The following is an 18,299-nucleotide window of genomic DNA, read 5'->3' as shown; positions in this document are numbered from 1 at the left end:
AATAGTTTTTTGTTTTTGTACATTTTCTCCTTGACAATCCCCGATTTTCGCATAGAATACAAATCATAGGCACAAGCAAAACAGAAAATACTTGTTCTAAAATCAGTTTGGTTGTCATGTCTTGATGCAAGTTAAGCGTAGCAAACAGATTCTTCTTAGTTCTCTTATTTCCAGTTTTCTTAAATCCTAATTATTCAAACATTTTTATTTTCTCATGCAGACAGGATTATTGTGCCTAAATTCTTTTTTAGGAGTATTTTATGAACAGACAGGACATCGACTTTGTCCAGAGCAGCATCTACTATCAGTTTAAAAATTTGCAGCTGCTTGAGCAGGCATTCACGCGCAAGTCTTATTCGGAGGAGCATCCGGAAGTTCAGAACAACGAGGTTCTTGAATTCTACGGAGACGAAATTCTTGATTTTTTTGTTACGAAGATGATGTACAAAAGATTTTCAAGAATTCTCAACAATGAGCTTGTCTCGGAAAAAAACGAGGGCGAGCTTACAAAACTGAAATCGATTCTAGTAAGTAAGGAAAGTCTTGCGCGCTGCATGTACAATATCGGGTTTTCAAAGTTTCTATATCTTGGAAAAAGCGATGAAAAAAATGAAGTGTACAAAAGCAAGTCCGTAAACGAAGATTTATTCGAGGCGATAATCGGGGCGGTTGCCGCTGACTGCGACTGGAACTACGAAAATCTTGAAAAAGTCTGCCGGACAATGCTGGATATGGAAACAACGAACGGCTACCTTGCTTTGCTTGTCAAGGAAAAATCTCACCGGCTTGGATTCGGAGAGCCTTGCTATCGTCCTTTCGCATGGCAGACAGACAATCCTGAAGACTGGCAATCGGACAATCTTTTCAATATGGGAATCGGATTTGGCGGCTTTGGAAGCACATCAAAAAATCCTAAAACCGGGAAACATGAATACGGAATCCAAGTTGGAGAAAATAAATTCACAGGAATTGGCGACGGAATCGCCCAGGCAAAACTTGACGCAGAAAAAAAAGCCTATCAGTTTCTTATTCAGGAAGAAATAAAACGGCAGTTCCAGAATCTTGACTACACAAATCCGGCAAGCACGCTTCACGAGCTATTCCAGAAAAAAGTGATTATGGAAGTGCGCTACGAATTCAACGAATACCACGACAAGAACGGAAATCCAATCTGGAACTGCAAGGCGATTCTCGAAGGCTACGGAACATTTGAAGCCGACAACGCGTCAAAAAAGCAGGCGAAGCAGGACGCTTCGTTGAAACTTTTGGAATTCATAAAGGAACCAAAAATCGAGCAGACCGAAAAATGGGAAATCCCGACATTCTATCACGGAATGGCGAGAATCTGGCACGATGAGGGGAAAATATAATGAACAAAAACTATATCCTGATGGCTGTGAATAAAGCCGGAAAAAATGTATATATCGATGAAGTTCCGAACGGAAAACAGTGCTGCTGTTTCTGCAAGGAATGTGGCGGCGAGCTTGTCGCAAAGAACAACGGCAAAATAAAAGTCCATCACTTTGCGCACGCAACCGGAAACGACAGCATAAACTGCTCTCAGACTGCACTTCATATTCTTGCAAAAGAAATTATCGCAGAAGAAAGGTGTGTGCCTTCAATAAACAAGAACGGACAGCTTGAATTCATCCATGCGGATGAAATTTTACTTGAATCAAATTTAGGGGAAATAATTCCTGATATTCTTGCTGTTTGTGGTGAAGACAAAATTGCTATTGAAATTTTTGTTACTCATGCGGTTGATAATGTAAAATTTGGTAAGATTTTGAATAAGAAACTCACAACATTTGAAATCGATTTGTCAAAAATAAAATATGAAAACAAAGATGACATAAAAAATGCAATTTACGACACGAAGAATATTCGGGTGATTTATGATGATACAATTGCCAAAATGACTTTGGAATACAAAAAAGAGCTGATAAAAGCAAAAGGAATTCGAAAGTTTATTAAAAGCGGAATTGTACAACAATGCCCGATGAAGTGCGGCGTTATCGTCAACAGAATTGCAAAAATGTTCGACGTAAGATTTTCCAAATGTCAGAATTGTTTTTTCAGTTATATTTCAGAAGATAAAGAGTCTCTTTTATGCATGGGAAATATAAGCCAAGGAGAATCCATTCCAGATTGGTTTGTAAAAGCAAATGTCAATGAGAATCGAATTATGACTAACGAAGAGATTCTGTTAAGACTTAATGAATTCAAAAAAATATGATATGATGTTCAAGGGGATTAAAAATGAAAAAGACAATATTTGTAGATTTAATTTTTTTGCTTAATGTAATGCTGTTGATTAGTTGTGTCTCAACAACTAGTGTTGCTAAGTTTTACACAGAACTGCAACCAATAGAATCTGTTCCTGAAGAGTGTAGACTTGCTGAAAATGAAACACCTAAAGTTTTTTGTTCAGATGATATTCAGTCGGATTTGTATTTTATGCGTTCAAACTATTTTCAGGTTATAGGATATTCTGCTTGGAATGGTCCTGATGAAAATGGAGCAGGGGGAGAAGATTGCTTACAGAATGAAATCACTTATTTTTGCAAACAAAAAGGCGCAAGAGTTGCAATTTATAGTAAAAAATATACAGATACAAGAAATGGAATTTATTCTGTACCATTAATAAATAATCATTATTATACTGATTCTAATGGATATATGCATTCTTATAACACAACATCATATATTGCAAATTCATATTCTGTTAATCGTTATAATTATGATGTTTATTTCTTTGTTCCTTATAATCAGTCTTATATAAAAGTTCCTAAAATAGGAATTGAATTTAGAGATCTTGATTCGGCAGATAGAATAAAGCTTCAAAGAAATACAGGTATATGTGTGGATGTTGTATATGAAAACTCTCCGGCTTTTTTCGCTAATCTTTCAAGAGGCGATGTGATTATTGAAATCAACGGCGAAAATATTCTTAATGTTGATACTTATCGTTCTGTTACTTCAAAATTGTCTGCAGATGATTCTGTGGAAATAAAATATATCCGTAACGGAAAAGAGGAAAAGGCTGAATTCAAGATTTTTTAGTTTCAAGAAGTTTCTGACTATGAAAAAACTGATTTCACTTTTTACTTTGCTGTTTATTTGTTTTATATTATTTTCTTGTGCAAGTGGAACGTCTTTTGTTACTGGCAAAAAGAGACCTTATGTAAATCCTGACAGGATTTCTATATATACAGAGCCTCCAGAAGATTATGAAGTCATTGGAATTGTTTCTGCTTCTAGTGATTCAGGTTTTACAGATCAGGGCAGTTTGAATTATGCGATTGCAGAACTGAAAAAGCAGGCCGGAAAAATTGGAGCCAATGGAATTATTCTGGAAAGCATTTCTAAATCAAATTCAGGAGGCTCATTTGTCGGCAATGTCTTTGTTGCTGATTCTGCGCAGAATGTTACTGGCAAGGCAATTTATGTTCTAAAATAAACTGTTTAGTGTTGTTTTGCCAATTCACTGTGCTGGTGGTATAATATTCGCACTTTATTAGAAGGAGTAAATATGAAATTATCAAGAAAATCAAAGGTCTTATTGGTTTTGCTTATGGTTGCTGCCTCTACTTGTTTTGCCCAGAAATGGAAAGGCCTTGTAAAAGGAATTGAAAGAAGAGTGGGCGGAAAGAACAATTCACAGCAGACAACTGAATCAGCTGGAAAAGAAGATATGCCTAACTTGCCTGGTTTTAATACTAATGTTGAAACAGGTCCACGCAATATAAAGAACTATAAATCAAAAAGACCAGCCAAAATTCCAAATGAGCCTTATCTTCAGGAAATGGCAAAGAAAAATGATAACGCAGAAAAAGCTCTAAAGAAAGAAGATTTTAAGAGAGCGTATGAGCTTTTTAATACATCTATTAAAGCTAAAGCCACAGAAAAAATATATGATGATTATGATGGCTATATGGCAATGATGGACTGGGAAAGAGATCTTTCAAGCTGGATTCATTCCTTTTATGAAGATCCAAATTATCAGGGAGAAAAATAATCTCATTTAGCCTAAACTTCGAGTTTTATGACTTAATGTCATTATCGGGCTTGACCCGATAATCTATTGAGAATTTCCAACAGATTCCTGACCGAGTTTACTGCGTAAACATCGCAGTGTCGTAGCACGGGAATGACAGTTAAATTACTGTTCTTATCAAAACTCGAAATTAATAATATTTAGCTTTTTAATAAAAATCTAAAAACAAGAGCCGTGCAGGAAAATGCATTTAAATGCAAAATCTGGCACGGCTTTTTTGTCTGTAAAAGCTTGCGTAGGAATTATATTTTATTCCAGCAGCCGTCCTGCCTTGTAGGATTCTTCAAGATAGCTTGGGTTCTGGTAGTAGAGGTCTGTGTTGAAGTTTGAGATTTGGTCGCTTATAAATGAATTGAACAGCTTGATTAAAGTTTCTTCTTCTGTTCCCGGAACGGCTAAGTCTTCAATCATTATGCAGTAAAGTTTTCCTATGTCCTGAAATCCTGGCAGTGTGTACTTGCAGTTTTTTACAGTTTCAAAGTCGCCGTTTTGGATTTTGTAGTCCCGGATTATTTCATCGCTTACTTGCTCAAATGAAAGGCAGTGATTTACAGGCGCGGCATAGAGCTGTTTGTGCACGCCTTTTTTACCAAGCGCATTTACAACAGCTCCGCGGCGGTTTTTTGTTCTTCGGGCAATAAATTCAATCAGCGCGCAAACATAAAAAAAATCATTCCTCTGTTCTTCGGTCATATACAATCTCGCTTTTTTTGAAATTAAGACAGTTTAATGCTGATAATGTGTGGAAACTTATTTGATGTGTAGGGTGCTTGAATTCTGCAAGTGCCCAAAATTGTTTTTTTGTAATTGTGCCTTTAATAAAATCGTTTACATAATTCCATACTGTGTCGTTTGCCATCGGACCTTCGACAATATCGTAATTGTGAGTTTTTCCGCTTCGGCAATGGGCAATGAATTCAAGCCATTCGTCATTCATTTCATCGAATTTTAAAATTGAAAGAGATTCATCGGCAGTATAATCAAAAAAATTGATTACAGGCTTTTCATTGTTTCTGTTTGCCCAGCGGACGGCTTGCTTCCAGTTGTTTGTGCAATAAAATCCCCATGAAAAATCTTTTGTGTATAAACTTTTTCGGATTTCTGGAAACTGTACAATTTCTCCGCTTGCATGATATAAGATGCTTTTATTCATTGCTAGATATTTTTCCTCGTTTTACTTTTTGGGTGGTGGTCATTTCTAGGGGCTGTTCGAGCATTGTGATTTTTGAGATGCGGGCATAAGGCTGAAGCTCCTTGTTTACTTTTGAAATTATTTTTTCAATTTCTGATTTTACAGATTTGTCTAGCGGAGAGGATTCTCTGTTTATGTTCAGTCTTGAAAAAAGGTCGTCGCTGGCATAGACGAGAGCTTCGATTTGCTCGCTTTTTGTTGCTTTGTCTGCAATGTAGCCGCGCACTGTGATTTGCGCTATGTCTGTAAAAAGCTGGAATGCGTTTTCAATTTCTTCCGGGTAGACGTTTTTTCCGCCTTCTGTAACAATCATGTTTTTTACGCGCCCTGCAAGAATAAGGTAGCCTTCGCTGTCTAGATTTCCAAGATCGCCGGTTTTAAAGAATCCGTCTGGAGTAAAAACTTTTGCGGTTTCTTCTTCCATGTTGTAGTAGCCTTTAAAAACCATCGGGCCTTTTACCGCTACTTCTCCGATTCCGTCTGCGGAAGGCTCAAGAATTTTCATTTCCATATACGGAAAGAAATACTGGCCGACGCTTTCAATTTTAAAGCGGCTTATTGGGTTCAATGCGATAATCGGGCTTGTCTCTGTAAGTCCGTAGCCTTGCACAAAGTCAATTCCCATTTCGTTGTAGATTTTAAATACGCTTGAAGCAAGAGGTCCGCCGCCACAGATTGCAATTCTTAGCGACTGAATATTTGCTTGTTTTAGCACGCTTTTAAAAAGTGTCTTGCCGGGATTTACTTTGAAAACTTTTTTTATTATGTAGGAAATCCACATCATGGCATGGATTGCGCCGTTTACAAGCGGGCCTTTCGCCTTGATTCCTTTCATTATTCCTGCGAGCAGCTTATTGAACAAAAGCGGAACACCAAGCAGCATTGTGATTTGTCCTTCGCGAAGTTCTTTCATTAGCCGGGAAACAGCCATGCTTTTTCCGAATACGATTTCAGCTCCTACGGAAAGACTTTCTATGAAAACCGCCTGCATTGTGTAAGCGTGATGAATCGGAAGGAGCGCGTAAAAAACATCAGTTGAAAAAATGTCCATGCGGGTCTGCGCGATATATGCATCGCTTACAAGATTTTTGTGGGTGAGCATTACGCCTTTTGGATTTCCTGTTGTTCCGCTTGTAAAAAGAATTGCCGCAAGATCATCTTCTTTTGCGCTTCGGAATTCATGTTCAATTGAATTGGGCTTTAAGCTGTAAACGTATTTTTCTGGAAACTTAGGGCTGAGCGAATAAACTTTGTATTCAGCATTTTGTGCGTCAAAGGTTGGAAACTTTTCTTCATCAACAAAAAAGAATTTTGGCTTGGCTGTGTTCAAAAGATTTTTGATTTCCTCTTCATGGAGAGCGTAATCTATAGGACAGATTGTAGCTCCGGCGGCAAGAGACGCGAGGAATACAAGTCCCCATTGTGGAGAGTTTTTTCCGCTTACTGCGATTCTGTCTCCTTTTTGGATTCTGTTTTCTGTAAACCAGGAAGCAAGGGCTTTTACTTTTTGTTCTACCTGCGAATATAAAAGTGTATTTTTTGAGCCGCCTTCGCCTTCAAAATCTGTAAAGCAAGGTCTTTCTGGAAACCGCTTTGCCGTTATAAAAAACATTTCGGGAACTGTTGGCCATTCCCCTGAAAAGTCGATGTCTTTGTATTTGCTTAAAAAATCCCAAGGTGTTTTTGTGGCTGTCTGCATAGTCCGTTCTCCAGAAAAATATGAGTAATTTATAATATTATATTCTATCACGAAATCTGGTTTATTTAAAACAAAAAACGGCCGCAACCGTTTATTGGTCGCAGCCGCATTTTTTAGCTTGGCTAAAGTTTGGAATTGCTATTAGTACATTCCGCCCATTCCATCCATGCTCGCCTGTGGAGCAGCTGGTGCTGGAGGTTCAGGAATATCTGTGATAGCGCATTCTGTTGTGAGCAGCATTCCAGCTACAGAAGCGGCATTCTGGAGAGCGCATCTTGTAACCTTTGCCGGGTCGATGATTCCAGCTTCCATCATGTCTACCCATTCGCCTGTAGCGGCATTGTATCCAACGCCTTTCTTTTCTGCCTTTGCTTTGTCAGCAATTACAGCTCCGTCTACTCCTGCATTTTCTGCAATCTGGCGGATAGGTTCTTCCAAGGCTCTCTTTATAATCTGGAAACCAACTTTTTCGTCTCCAGTGAGATTTTCTTTTTCTGCGTCAAGAACTTTGCTTGCTTCGATGAGTGCAAGTCCGCCGCCTGAAACAATTCCTTCTTCCAAAGCTGCTCTTGTTGCTGCAAGAGTATCTTCAACACGGAATTTCTTTTCTTTCATTTCTGTTTCTGTGATTGCGCCGATGTTGATTACAGCTACGCCGCCAGAAAGTTTTGCAAGGCGTTCCTTGAGCTTTTCCTTGTCATAGTCAGAAGTTGATTTTTTAATCTGATTCTTGATTTCTGCAACACGGTCAGCGATTGCCTTTTTGTCTCCAGCGCCGTCAACTAAGGTTGTGTTGTCCTTGTCGATTTTTACAGATTTTACCTGTCCAAGATCTGCAAGTTCTGTTGATTCAAGCTTAAGTCCCAAATCTTTTGTGATTACTTTTCCGCCTGTGAGGATTGCGATGTCCTGAAGCATTTCCTTTCTTCTGTCGCCGAATCCAGGTGCTTTTACCGCGCAGCATTTGAGAGTTCCGCGGATTGAGTTTACAACCAAAGTTGCAAGAGCTTCACCGTCAAGGTCTTCGGAAATGATGATTAAAGGCTTTCCTGTCTGTGCAACTTTTTCAAGAACAGGAAGAAGGTCTTTCATTGTGCTGATTTTTTCATCATAAATGAGGACGTAAGCGTCGTTGTAGTTTACTTCCATGCGCTCTCGGTCATTTACAAAGTAAGAAGAAATATATCCGCGGTCAAACTGCATTCCTTCTACAGTTTTTACAGTTGTGTCCATGTTCTTGGATTCTTCAACCGTGATAACGCCGTCTTTTCCGACTTTTTCAATTGCGTCTGCAAGGATTTTACCAATTTCCGGGTCGTTGTTTGCAGAAATTGTCGCTACGTGAGTAATATCTTCGTTGCCTTTTACTGCGCGGCTGTTCTTTTTTACTTCTTCAACGGCGATTGCTGTTGCCTTGTCGATTCCGCGTTTGATTTCAATAGGCGTCATTCCTGCTGAAACTGCCTTGAGTCCTTCGCGTACAATTGCATAGGCAAGAACTGTTGCTGTTGTTGTTCCGTCTCCAGCTACATCGTTTGTCTTTGAGGAAACTTCGCGTACAAGCTGTGCTCCCATGTTTTCAAATGGATCTTTAAGCTCGATTTCTTTTGCAACTGAAACACCGTCTTTTGTGATTGTTGGTGCGCCGTATTTTTTGTCAAGCATAACCAAGCGTCCGCAAGGTCCTAATGTTACTTTTACTGCGCGGGCAATCTGCTCAACTCCGCTCAGCATTTTTTTGCGTGCATCTTCGCTGTAAACTAACTGTTTAGCCATGATTCTAACTCCTATTTTTATTGACTGTCTTGAAAAATCTAAAGACAGCTTAAAAATTTTATTTTATTGTAAATAAAGATACTAAAAATTATAAAAATCGACAATATTTTTTTATTAAAACTTTTCTAATTTTGTTTATTTATCCTTATAATATAGAAGAAAGTTGGTATTTTTTAGAATAATTTATATTTTTTTTGTAAATCACTTGATATTTTTTATAATTGTATTATAATCATAATTGTAATAATTACAAATTATTAAATCGGGAATTGGACTGTCATTTTTGGCAATTGCATAAAAAAAAGCAATGGTCTATAATGCTTCCAGTTATTATAGTTGAATTTTTCAATGCAAAGAGGTTTTGAAATGAACATGAGAGCTGAATGGGAAGGTTTTAACCCAAAAGGTTTGTGGACAAGCGAAGTCAATGTTCGCGATTTTATTCAGGCTAACTATACTCAGTATAGCGGAGATGAGTCATTCTTGGCTGGACCTACAGCTGCCACAAGCAAGTTGTTCGATGAGCTCCAGAAGTTACAGAAAGCTGAGCATAATAAGAAATGTGTTGGTCTTGACGGAAAGGAAAGATCAGGCGTTCTTGATTTGGATACAGACGTTGTTACTAGCCTTACATCTCATCAGGCTGGATATATCTGCCCGGAAGGAAAAGATCTTGAGCAGGTTGTAGGTCTTCAGACAGACAAGCCTCTTAAAAGAGCATTTATGCCTTACGGCGGAATCAGAATGGCTGAGCAGTGCCTTGAAATGTACGGCTACAAGCCAAATCCAGAGCTTCACAGAGTTTTCACAGAATATCACAAGACTCACTCAGACGCTGTATTTGAAGTTTATACTCCAGAAATCAGAAAAGCACGCAAGGCTCACATTCTTACTGGTTTGCCTGATACTTATGGACGCGGACGCATCGTAGGAGACTACCGCCGTGTTGCTCTTTATGGTATTGACTATCTTATCCAGTGCAAGGAACAGGACAAGGCTAACTGCGGAAACGGCACAATGACAGATGATGTTATCCGCCTCCGTGAAGAAATTTCTGAGCAGATTAAGGCACTCAAGGGAATCAAGGCAATGGCTGCGATTTACGGATATGATATTTCAAATCCTGCAAAGAACGCAAAAGAAGCTTTCCAGTGGCTTTACTTTGGTTATCTTGCCGCAATCAAGACACAGAACGGCGCCGCAATGTCTGTAGGACGCATTTCAACATTCCTTGACTGCTACATTGAGCGCGACTTGAAAAAAGGAATTCTTACAGAAGAAAAAGCACAGGAACTTGTTGACCACATCGTTATGAAGTTCCGCATGGTTCGCTTTGCACGTATTGAATCTTACAACCAGCTTTTCTCTGGCGACCCGATTTGGGCTACATTGGAAGTTGCAGGTCTTGGACAGGACGGACGCGATATGGTTACAAAGAACGACTACCGCTTCCTCCACACATTGGAAAACATGGGACCAAGTCCAGAGCCAAACATGACAGTTCTCTATTCAAAGAGACTTCCAGAAAACTTCCGCCGCTATGCTGCAAAGATTTCTATCGACACATCTTCAATTCAGTATGAAAACGATGATGTAATGCGCCCAATCTGGGGAGACGACTACTCAATCTGCTGCTGTGTTTCTGCAACTCAGACAGGAAAAGAGATGCAGTTCTTTGGTGCGCGCGCAAACCTTGCAAAAGCTCTCCTTTACGCTATCAACGGTGGAAAAGACGAGCCTGCAGGACTTACACCGGGAGTTCAGGTTGGTCCGGAATTCGCTCCAATCACTTCTGATTACCTTGATTATGACGAAGTTATGCGCAAGTACGATGCTATGCTTGAATGGCTTGCAAGTCTCTATGTAAACACATTGAACGCAATCCATTATATGCACGACAAGTACTACTACGAAGCTGCCGAGCTTTCTCTTGAAGATACATATCTTAAGAGAACATTTGCAACTGGAATCGCAGGATTCAGCCACGTAGTTGACTCACTTTCTGCAATCAAGTATGCAAAGGTAAAAGTAATCCGTGATGAAAGCGGACTTGCAAAGGACTTCGAAATTGAAGGCGACTTCCCACGCTACGGACAGGATGATGACCGCGCGGACGAAATTGCGACATGGCTTCTTAAGACATTTATGTCAAAGATTGAAAAGAACCACACATACCGCGATGCAGAGCCTACAACTTCTATCCTTACAATTACTTCAAACGTTGTATACGGAAAAGCAACTGGCGCTCTTCCAGACGGACGCAAAGCTGGCGAGCCATTCTCTCCTGGAGCTAACCCTTCTTACGGAGCAGAAACAAAGGGGCTTATCAAGTCTTTGAACTCTGTTGCAAAAGTTCCTTACAAATATGCTTTGGACGGAATTTCAAATACACAGACAATCAACCCGAACGCTCTTGGACATGACGAGAACGAGCGTATTTCTAACCTTGTAAACGTTTTGGACGGATACTTTGATCAGGGTGCGCATCACTTGAACGTTAACGTATTCGGAGTTGAAAAACTCAAGGACTGCCAGGCTCATCCAGACAAGCCGGAATATGCAAACTTCACAGTTCGCGTTTCTGGTTATGCAGTTCGCTTTATCAACCTTACAAAGGAACAGCAGGACGATGTTATTGCCCGCACTTGCCACGCAAGCCTCTAATGCTGACTTTTAAGACTGCATAAAAAACGGCCGCTTTTGGTTTTCCAAAGGCGGCTTTTTTGTTTCTTGCTGAAATTGATTTAAATTCTAGTATGGCATCTATCTGTTTTCAATTGCATTTCTTGGAACACGGATTTTTATATATGCTTTGCATGCTGAAGTGTCATAAAACTCATTTACTATTTCGTAAGGAAGCTGCGAGCTTGTTGCAGTGTCTGTATGCTGTGTAATATTTTTTATATGCTCGCTTTTTTCATCTGACTGCGATGCCTTGGCAGAAGCTATAGTCTGTGAAGAAATTTCTAAAGACGAAATGGAAGAGAGTTCGCTTAACGCATAAATTTTTGCAAGCTGAATTGCAGTTTCTTTGTCTCCTTTTTGTTTTGTTCCGCAGGCATAATAATAATCATTGTCTTTTTTTATTCCAAACTCATACCATTTGGGAATATTTTTGTCTGGATAATAGACTGCGTATCCTGTTTTTGCAGGTTTCCAAAGAACTGACTGTGCAGTTTCTGTATGAGCTGAAATAGAATTTACAGTGGAGAATATACTCTGATTTTGGCTGCTTCCGTATCCGCTGCCAGTTGTTGTTAAAGATTTCAGGTCAAGTCCTCCGCCCGGCGAAAAGACACCTCTTGATTCAGATTCTATTGATGTGTTTGAAGTTATCATTTGTCCCATTGAAATTTTTATTGTTTGGCTGTATCCGTTATAGAATGTTCCATCGGCGTTTATAACTCCTGAAAAACCTCCTTTGTAAACACCTTTTGCAACTTCTATTTCTATTTCGTTTCCCGACTTGTCTTTAAGTTTATATTTTCCATCATAGGAACTGAATAGGGATTCTGCTCCTGTTCCGTGCCAAAGAAGAAGGCAATGTTGTGTCAAAAGATATGTTGTGCCGTTTTCTTCAAGTAGCATACGGAAATGCATTCTTCCGTCTTTTTCTGCATACCCGTTTAGCGAAGGATTGTCCGGGCTTGATAGAGTCAAGTCGTCGTTTACTTGTATGATAAAATTTAGTTCAGGCTCAAAGAACTGTGATTCCTTTACGAATACAGCTTGCCCGTATCCTTTTCTGTCTATGTTTATGTTGTATTCTATTTCCGGCGAAATGAAATCGTAGCTTTCCATTGTGTGCTCATAAGTATAGTAATAGATTCCGTCTTTAAAAGAATGGTTTAAGGACTGCTCAAGATTGTTTGGAATTGATGCGCATGAAACAAAAAATGTCGCTAAAAAAATAAAACTGAATTTTTTCATAATATTTTCCGTATCAGAATTCTGCGTCCAGTTCAACAGGGCAATGGTCGCTTCCAAGAATTTCCGTGTGGATTTTCGCGCCGGTCATCTTGTCTTTTATGCTGTCTGAAACGAGAAAATAGTCGATTCGCCAGCCTGTGTTGCGCTCGCGGGCGTGGAATCTGTACGACCACCAGCTGTAGACTTCGGCGGTGTCTGGGTAGAAGTGGCGGAAGCTGTCCGTGAATCCTGACGAAAGCAGCTCTGTCATTTTTCCTCGCTCCTCGTCCGTGAATCCAGCGTTGCGGCGGTTTGTCTTGGGATTTTTGATGTCGATTTCCTCGTGGGCAACGTTCATGTCTCCGCACACAATCACGCCTTTTTTTTGCGCGAGCGTTTTAAGATATGCGCGGAAGTCGTCTTCCCATTTCATTCTGTATTCAAGTCGTTTAAGTTCGTCCTGCGAATTCGGCGTGTAGACCGTCACAAGGAAAAATTTTTCGTATTCAAGCGTGATTACGCGGCCTTCCGTGTCGTGCTCAGCGATTCCGATTCCGTAGCTTGCGGAAATAGGCTCGTGCTTTGCGAAAATCGCGGTTCCTGAGTAGCCTTTTTTCTCGGCGTAGTTCCAGAACTGGTGATAGCCTGAGAGTTTCATCTGAATCTGCCCGGCCTGAAGCTTTGTCTCCTGAAGGCAGAAAAAATCCGCGTCGAGCGAGCCGAACGCTTCCATAAAGTTTTTTCCCATCACGGCGCGAAGTCCGTTCACGTTCCACGAGATGAATTTCATATTCTGTTCCTTTTTTATTTTTTGTAGAATCCGTTTTCACATTTTGAGAATGCGTATCTGCAGATGATTACTTCCGCGTTGTCTGCCAGTTCCTTGATTTTTTCAGTATTCAATTTTCACTTCCTTTATCGGGGCTAGAAATTCTTTTTCATTAAAATGCAAATCTTTCAGAATTGGAATCAGGTCGATGTATTCTTCTGTGATACCGAGTTTTTTGTAGTCCGCGGTCACAACAAGATAGCCTGAATCCCATTTTTTGACTTCTGTGTATTTTTTCAGCGCGGCTGAGGTTCTGAATCTTATGCTGTGGTTTTTAAAAGTGAAAGATGTGTATTTTCCGCAGCTGCTCAGAACCGCATAATCCGGCTTTTTGGGTGTTTCCATGGTTTTCATCATACTACATCGCTTTTTTTCAGTCTATAAATCGGAGGGAAGGGAAAAATGAGTTAGCTAAAAAAATCAGCGAAAATTTATAAAAGTACTTGACAAATCCCGGGGGGGGGTACACTAGGAGTTGCTGAATTTTTTCAGTGAAATCTATTTATTTTAAGGAGTGAACTTATGAGAAAGTTTGCTAAAATTTCAGCTGTATTGGCAGCTATGGTTCTTGCGCTTGCATTTGTAGGCTGCAAAGATGACGATGATGACGACGATCCAAGCGTTGTTACAGCGTGGTATAGCGCAGAAGATGGTGCTACAGAAACTGTTTATTTCTATGATGATAGCACATTTAAATTGGAAGCTACAATGAACAAAGTAACTATGGTAGGAGCTACAGGCACTTATTCTGGCGACACTACTAAAGACGGTAAAATAAAGATGACAATAAAAAAGATTTTTGATGAAAAAACAAACGGTCTTGTTGATTGTCCTGCTTCAGAGGCTGAAGGTTATGCTACAATTAACGGCACTGTTTTAACGTTGCTTGGTGATGCCGAAGAGGATAATGAAGTTTTTATAAAGAAATAGTTTCTTTGCATAATTAGCTTAGCCTTTGCCCCCGGAAAAGTTCCGGGGCTTTTTTTTTGCCGCTGACATGCCGCTTGATAAATGCTAAACTCTTTCCAATAATTAAATAAACTAGACTGCCGCAGGTTGGACTGCGGAAGGAGTAATATGCAAGGATATATTCATCAGCTGGAATCTTTTGGTTCTGTGGACGGACCTGGTGTTCGCTTTATAATCTTTTTTTCAGGCTGCCCTTTAAGATGCAAATATTGCCACAACCCGGACACTTGGGACATGGCAAAGGGCAAGCTTTACACTGCGGATGAGCTTTTAAATGAAGCTTTGAGCTGCAAGGCTTATTGGGGCGCAAAAGGCGGAATCACGGTTTCTGGCGGAGAGCCTTTAATGCAGCTTGATTTTTTGCTTGAGCTTTTTACAAAGGCAAAGGAAAAAGGAGTCAACACTTGCATCGACACTGCCGGTGGTCCGTTCACAAAAGAAGGCGACTGGTTTGAGAAATTCAAAAAGCTTATGGAAGTTACAGACATTCTTCTGATGGACATTAAGCACATTGATGAAGAGGAACATATAAAGCTTACCGGTCGCACTGGAAAAAATATAATTGAAATGTTCCGCTATCTTGACGAAATAAAAAAGCCAATCTGGATTCGCCATGTTCTTGTTCCGGGCATTACAGACAATGATGAATATCTTTTGCGCACAAGAGATTTTATCCGCACACTTTCGAATGTTCAGCGTGTGGAAATTCTTCCTTACCACGGACTTGGCGCAATGAAATACAAGGACCTTGGCATTGACTACGTTTTAAAAGATACAGAAAGTCCTTCCGCGGAACGTGTGGCAAATGCGAAAAAAATCCTTGAATGCGAAAAATATGACGGCTGGAAAAAGTAATTTTATTGAAAATTCAGATTGACAAAACAACTGATTTTGTTTAAGTTAGTCCTTGTAAACAAAAGTTAGCTTAAGCTAATAACATCTGGCTTTGTTTAACTTTTTGTTCGAGGAGTATCTATGAAAATCAATTTTAAGGGTGCTGTTGCTTTTGCTGCGGCCTCTTTACTTTCTGTTTCCGCATTTGCACAGACTGTGGAATTCACAAACGAACTTTCTTCTGACGTTACAGCAATCAGAAAAGGAAAAGTTTACAATGATGGTGAAGATGAAACAACAAAAGACTTTGCCGGACTTGAAGAAAATGTTGTTGCGACTTTCACTTCAGAAAAAGTAGACGCAGAGCTTGATGTTACTTTTATCCTTGACGACTGGAACGACAAGAATTTTGGTTTTGCTTGGGACGATGTAAGCTGGTTTGTTGAATACCGCCCAGTTGAAATGGTTGCTCTTGGATTCCATGAAGATGTCTGGCTTGAAGGTTCTTACCTCCCGATTTATGATGACAATGTTGCTTTGGGAAATCTTGGTTCAGAAGGATTCACAGTTGCTGTAACACCAATTGAAGGTCTTAAGCTTGCTGTTACAGTTCCATTTGGCGGCGAGGATGACGTAAATTATTTCACTAGAAAAGATGAAAATGATGACACTGTAAATCTCAACATTGGATTCGGCGCAGAATATGCATTTGAAGAAATGTTCACAATTGGAGCGGCAGTTTCAAATGTTGCAGACAGCGACAACCGTGGCTTTGGTGTTTACGCAATGGTAAAGCCGCTTGCAGAACAGGATTTTGTAATCCGCGCAGGTTATGCTTATAGCAAGGCTGAAGAGGATATTGTAGAAGATGATGAAGTTGTTGGAAAAGCTTATACTTCTGGAATTGATGACTTGAGCATTTCTGAAGATTTCGGTGTATTTGGAAAAAGCCTTTTCAATGTTTCCGTTGAATATTCTCTTGACGCATTGAGTTTTTCTGCTGAAACACTTTTCAACACAGATGACAAAAATTCAGAATACGATATGTACTTTGCGGCTTGTGTAGGCTACGAGCTTTCAGAATCTTTGAGCGCAGATGTTACAGGAAAATTCTTGTTTGACAAAACTTCAGACGGAGCAGAACCTGTAATCGGTGTAAATCCTAATGTTGCATATACTTTCGGAAACCACACATTCTCTGCCGGCTTGAATTATGAAACTTGCGACGGGGACTCATTTATTTCAATTCCGCTTTCTTGGAGCTATTCTTTCTAATTTAGCGAATTTCAATTAGAAAATTTTTAATGCTGTTTGCCCAGTGAAATTTTTGCTAGGCAAGCGGCATTTTTGTTTTGTTGAAAATTCGTTTTGCGCATGGTAGAATCTTTTGAATGGGCGAAAATGACGATGTTCTGATAGAAATTATTCCTTTTATTCAGGAGCTGATTCCGGGAATTCCTACATCTCTTGTTTTGTTTTTGGTGAAGGCGGCTTTTTTAATTTCTGTTTTCGCATTGTTTGCTTTTATTATTTTTGCTCTTGTCCTTCATTTTAAAAGAAGAATTTCAGCAAAAAGATATTTAAAGAATCTTCCTGTTTCAAAGGACTTGGAAAAAATTGAGCCTGAGCTTAGGAAGAAACTTTTTAGTCTTGTAAGGCAATGCGTTGTTCTTGGCTCTGTAATTGATTCTTATACAAACAGAAAATCGAATTCAAAAAAAGTCAGCATGATTGTCTACAGTCTTTTAAAAGACAAAGAGCCTTTGGAACGGATTCTTTTTTATGCGGCGTCTATGGTTTATGATGCTGGATATTTGGAATTCAAGCAGTCGCTTTTTCATTCTGAAGTTTTAAGCAGAAAGGAAGAAATCTTTTTGCGCACTCATGTCGCAAGAGGACTTTTTCAGCTTGACTTTGTTCCTTATGAATACAAAAACATATTTTGGGAAGCGGCATTTTTTCACCATGAAAATCAAAATGGAACAGGATTTCCAGACGGATTGAATGGAGATGAAATTCCTTATGTGGCGCGCCTTATTCATTTGACAGAAGATTATGTTTCGCTTGTGCGTCAGGACGGATATAAAAAATCTTTGTCCAGAAAAAAAGCATTGGATGAGCTGAAAAAAGTTTCATTTAAATATGACCCGGAACTTCTTTTGCTTCTTGAAAAAATTTTGCTTGCACGGAAAAAATAAAAAGCTGTAGTCATTATCTGGCTTGACCAGATAATCCGTTGTAAATTTACAACAGATTTCCATGTCGTAGCATGGAAATGACAATGAAGCTGCTGTTTGCGAAAATTGCAATTTTTAAAAGTAACTTGTATACTTAAAATTATTATGGAAGATAAATTAAATATAAAAAATCCTTTGCTTGAACGGTTTTTGAAATATGTAAAAATTTGGAGCGAAAGCGATTCTGAAAAAGCTGATTCTGGAGTTATGCCCAGCACTTCTGGCCAGAACGAAATGGCTTCTGTTTTGCGCGATGAATTAAAGTCGCTTGGACTTGAAAATGTTCAGACAACGGAGCATTGCTATACTTACGGAATTCTTCCTGCAAACGGTTCTGCGGAATCTTCAATTTGCCTTCTTGCGCATATAGATACTTCTGAAGAAGTTTCTGGGAAAAATGTAAATCCAAAAATTTACGAAAATTATTCAGGCGGAAAAATTATTCTTTGCGGCGCGGAACTTGATCCGCAAAAAGATTCAGCGCTTTCTCTTGCTGCAAAAAATGGCGAAACAATTATAACGAGCGACGGCACAACATTGCTTGGCGCGGACGACAAGGCCGGTGTTGCAGAAATTGTTTCGTGCCTTGAATATCTTTTGAGTCACCCGGAATTAAAACATCCTGCGATTGAAATTATTTTTTCCCCGGATGAAGAAACTGGGCACGGCATGGACAAAGTTCCGCTTGAGCTTTTAAAGTCAAAATGCGCTTACACTGTTGACGGCGGACATATCGGCGAGCTTGAAACAGAATGTTTTAATGCGTTCAGGAGCGACGTTGTGTTCAAGGGCAATGC

General features: G+C 39.5%; 18 protein-coding genes. 11 read left to right on the top strand and 7 right to left on the bottom strand.

Translation table 11 applies throughout. From position 1 onward, the window contains the following. Positions 1 to 260: 260 nt before the first annotated feature. From Q0N70_RS07925 to Q0N70_RS07905, 5 genes are all read left to right on the top strand, one after another. Entirely contained in the window at positions 261 to 1,370 is a 1,110-nt protein-coding gene (locus Q0N70_RS07925) for a ribonuclease III domain-containing protein (RefSeq protein WP_294015601.1), read from the top strand. Then, complete coding sequence (locus Q0N70_RS07920) at positions 1,370 to 2,236, top strand: hypothetical protein (protein WP_294015599.1); 867 nt, start codon at positions 1,370 to 1,372, stop codon at positions 2,234 to 2,236. Before Q0N70_RS07925 ends, Q0N70_RS07920 begins: the two co-directional genes overlap by 1 nt. A gap of 23 nt (positions 2,237 to 2,259) precedes the next feature. After that, on the top strand, positions 2,260 to 3,063 hold the full coding sequence (locus Q0N70_RS07915; protein ID WP_294015597.1) for a PDZ domain-containing protein: 804 nt from the start codon (positions 2,260 to 2,262) through the stop codon (positions 3,061 to 3,063). Positions 3,064 to 3,082: 19 nt separating this feature from the next. Beyond that, on the top strand, positions 3,083 to 3,460 hold the full coding sequence (locus Q0N70_RS07910; protein ID WP_294015595.1) for a hypothetical protein: 378 nt from the start codon (positions 3,083 to 3,085) through the stop codon (positions 3,458 to 3,460). A gap of 72 nt (positions 3,461 to 3,532) precedes the next feature. After that, positions 3,533 to 4,018 carry a hypothetical protein gene (locus Q0N70_RS07905; protein WP_294015593.1) on the top strand — a complete coding sequence of 162 codons (486 nt, stop codon included), beginning with the start codon at positions 3,533 to 3,535 and terminating at the stop codon, positions 4,016 to 4,018. A gap of 288 nt (positions 4,019 to 4,306) precedes the next feature. On the opposite strand, the gene Q0N70_RS07900 is transcribed toward Q0N70_RS07905, so the two are convergent. From Q0N70_RS07900 to groL, 4 genes are all read right to left on the bottom strand, one after another. Continuing rightward, entirely contained in the window at positions 4,307 to 4,750 is a 444-nt protein-coding gene (locus Q0N70_RS07900; protein ID WP_294015591.1) for a hypothetical protein, read from the bottom strand. Then, entirely contained in the window at positions 4,728 to 5,210 is a 483-nt protein-coding gene (locus tag Q0N70_RS07895) for a DUF3990 domain-containing protein (RefSeq protein WP_294015589.1), read from the bottom strand. Before Q0N70_RS07895 ends, Q0N70_RS07900 begins: the two co-directional genes overlap by 23 nt. Next, on the bottom strand, positions 5,203 to 6,948 hold the full coding sequence (locus tag Q0N70_RS07890) for a long-chain fatty acid--CoA ligase (RefSeq protein ID WP_294015587.1): 1,746 nt from the start codon (positions 6,946 to 6,948) through the stop codon (positions 5,203 to 5,205). Before Q0N70_RS07890 ends, Q0N70_RS07895 begins: the two co-directional genes overlap by 8 nt. A gap of 141 nt (positions 6,949 to 7,089) precedes the next feature. Further along, the gene (gene groL / locus Q0N70_RS07885; protein ID WP_294015585.1) at positions 7,090 to 8,724 is read right to left on the bottom strand and encodes a chaperonin GroEL; all 1,635 of its coding nucleotides are present in this window, start codon (positions 8,722 to 8,724) and stop codon (positions 7,090 to 7,092) included. A gap of 366 nt (positions 8,725 to 9,090) precedes the next feature. Between groL and pflB the strand changes: the two genes are divergently transcribed. Further along, positions 9,091 to 11,388, top strand: a complete 2,298-nt coding sequence (gene pflB, locus Q0N70_RS07880) for a formate C-acetyltransferase (RefSeq protein ID WP_294015583.1) — start codon at positions 9,091 to 9,093, stop codon at positions 11,386 to 11,388. Between the two features lie 99 nt (positions 11,389 to 11,487). Here the strand turns inward: pflB and Q0N70_RS07875 are convergent, their stop codons facing one another. The 3 genes from Q0N70_RS07875 to Q0N70_RS07865 form a co-directional block, all read right to left on the bottom strand. After that, a complete protein-coding gene (locus tag Q0N70_RS07875; protein WP_294015581.1) occupies positions 11,488 to 12,654 on the bottom strand; it encodes a hypothetical protein in 1,167 nt (388 codons plus the stop codon). Between the two features lie 13 nt (positions 12,655 to 12,667). Further along, positions 12,668 to 13,423: an exodeoxyribonuclease III gene (locus Q0N70_RS07870; RefSeq protein ID WP_294015579.1), complete on the bottom strand. Its 756-nt coding sequence runs from the start codon at positions 13,421 to 13,423 to the stop codon at positions 12,668 to 12,670. 102 nt (positions 13,424 to 13,525) lie between these two features. Then, positions 13,526 to 13,807, bottom strand: coding sequence for a hypothetical protein (locus Q0N70_RS07865; RefSeq protein ID WP_294015577.1), 282 nt, complete (start codon positions 13,805 to 13,807; stop codon positions 13,526 to 13,528). Between the two features lie 177 nt (positions 13,808 to 13,984). Here Q0N70_RS07865 and Q0N70_RS07860 point away from each other — a divergent pair, with 177 nt between their 5' ends. The 5 genes from Q0N70_RS07860 to pepT form a co-directional block, all read left to right on the top strand. Next, entirely contained in the window at positions 13,985 to 14,392 is a 408-nt protein-coding gene (locus Q0N70_RS07860) for a hypothetical protein (protein WP_294015575.1), read from the top strand. Between the two features lie 147 nt (positions 14,393 to 14,539). Continuing rightward, complete coding sequence (pflA, locus tag Q0N70_RS07855; RefSeq protein WP_276752461.1) at positions 14,540 to 15,286, top strand: pyruvate formate-lyase-activating protein; 747 nt, start codon at positions 14,540 to 14,542, stop codon at positions 15,284 to 15,286. Between the two features lie 120 nt (positions 15,287 to 15,406). Next, complete coding sequence (locus tag Q0N70_RS07850) at positions 15,407 to 16,540, top strand: hypothetical protein (protein WP_294015571.1); 1,134 nt, start codon at positions 15,407 to 15,409, stop codon at positions 16,538 to 16,540. A 116-nt stretch (positions 16,541 to 16,656) separates the two neighbouring features. Further along, positions 16,657 to 17,463: an HD domain-containing phosphohydrolase gene (locus tag Q0N70_RS07845; RefSeq protein ID WP_294015569.1), complete on the top strand. Its 807-nt coding sequence runs from the start codon at positions 16,657 to 16,659 to the stop codon at positions 17,461 to 17,463. A 144-nt stretch (positions 17,464 to 17,607) separates the two neighbouring features. Further along, positions 17,608 to 18,299: tripeptide aminopeptidase PepT (gene pepT, locus Q0N70_RS07840; protein WP_294015567.1), on the top strand; the 692-nt coding region annotated here is incomplete at its 3' end.

This window comes from uncultured Treponema sp., from assembly GCF_945873775.1.
Lineage (GTDB): Bacteria > Spirochaetota > Spirochaetia > Treponematales > Treponemataceae > Treponema_D.
Note: the sequence above shows the minus strand (reverse complement) of the source record. Positions and strands in the feature narration are given on the sequence as shown.

Bases quoted from the DNA above. Each gene is read 5' to 3' on its own strand.
- Q0N70_RS07860 (WP_294015575.1), top strand. From the start codon at position 13,985: ATGAGAAAGTTTGCTAAAATTTCAGCTGTATTGGCAGCTATGGTTCTT.
- Q0N70_RS07850 (WP_294015571.1), top strand. From the start codon at position 15,407: ATGAAAATCAATTTTAAGGGTGCTGTTGCTTTTGCTGCGGCCTCTTTA.
- Q0N70_RS07905 (WP_294015593.1), top strand. From the start codon at position 3,533: ATGAAATTATCAAGAAAATCAAAGGTCTTATTGGTTTTGCTTATGGTT.
- Q0N70_RS07895 (WP_294015589.1), bottom strand. From the start codon at position 5,210: ATGAATAAAAGCATCTTATATCATGCAAGCGGAGAAATTGTACAGTTT.
- Q0N70_RS07925 (WP_294015601.1), top strand. From the start codon at position 261: ATGAACAGACAGGACATCGACTTTGTCCAGAGCAGCATCTACTATCAG.
- Q0N70_RS07900 (WP_294015591.1), bottom strand. From the start codon at position 4,750: ATGACCGAAGAACAGAGGAATGATTTTTTTTATGTTTGCGCGCTGATT.
- pflA (WP_276752461.1), top strand. From the start codon at position 14,540: ATGCAAGGATATATTCATCAGCTGGAATCTTTTGGTTCTGTGGACGGA.
- Q0N70_RS07890 (WP_294015587.1), bottom strand. From the start codon at position 6,948: ATGCAGACAGCCACAAAAACACCTTGGGATTTTTTAAGCAAATACAAA.
- Q0N70_RS07845 (WP_294015569.1), top strand. From the start codon at position 16,657: ATGGGCGAAAATGACGATGTTCTGATAGAAATTATTCCTTTTATTCAG.
- Q0N70_RS07865 (WP_294015577.1), bottom strand. From the start codon at position 13,807: ATGGAAACACCCAAAAAGCCGGATTATGCGGTTCTGAGCAGCTGCGGA.
- Q0N70_RS07910 (WP_294015595.1), top strand. From the start codon at position 3,083: ATGAAAAAACTGATTTCACTTTTTACTTTGCTGTTTATTTGTTTTATA.
- groL (WP_294015585.1), bottom strand. From the start codon at position 8,724: ATGGCTAAACAGTTAGTTTACAGCGAAGATGCACGCAAAAAAATGCTG.
- Q0N70_RS07870 (WP_294015579.1), bottom strand. From the start codon at position 13,423: ATGAAATTCATCTCGTGGAACGTGAACGGACTTCGCGCCGTGATGGGA.
- pflB (WP_294015583.1), top strand. From the start codon at position 9,091: ATGAACATGAGAGCTGAATGGGAAGGTTTTAACCCAAAAGGTTTGTGG.
- Q0N70_RS07920 (WP_294015599.1), top strand. From the start codon at position 1,370: ATGAACAAAAACTATATCCTGATGGCTGTGAATAAAGCCGGAAAAAAT.
- Q0N70_RS07915 (WP_294015597.1), top strand. From the start codon at position 2,260: ATGAAAAAGACAATATTTGTAGATTTAATTTTTTTGCTTAATGTAATG.
- Q0N70_RS07875 (WP_294015581.1), bottom strand. From the start codon at position 12,654: ATGAAAAAATTCAGTTTTATTTTTTTAGCGACATTTTTTGTTTCATGC.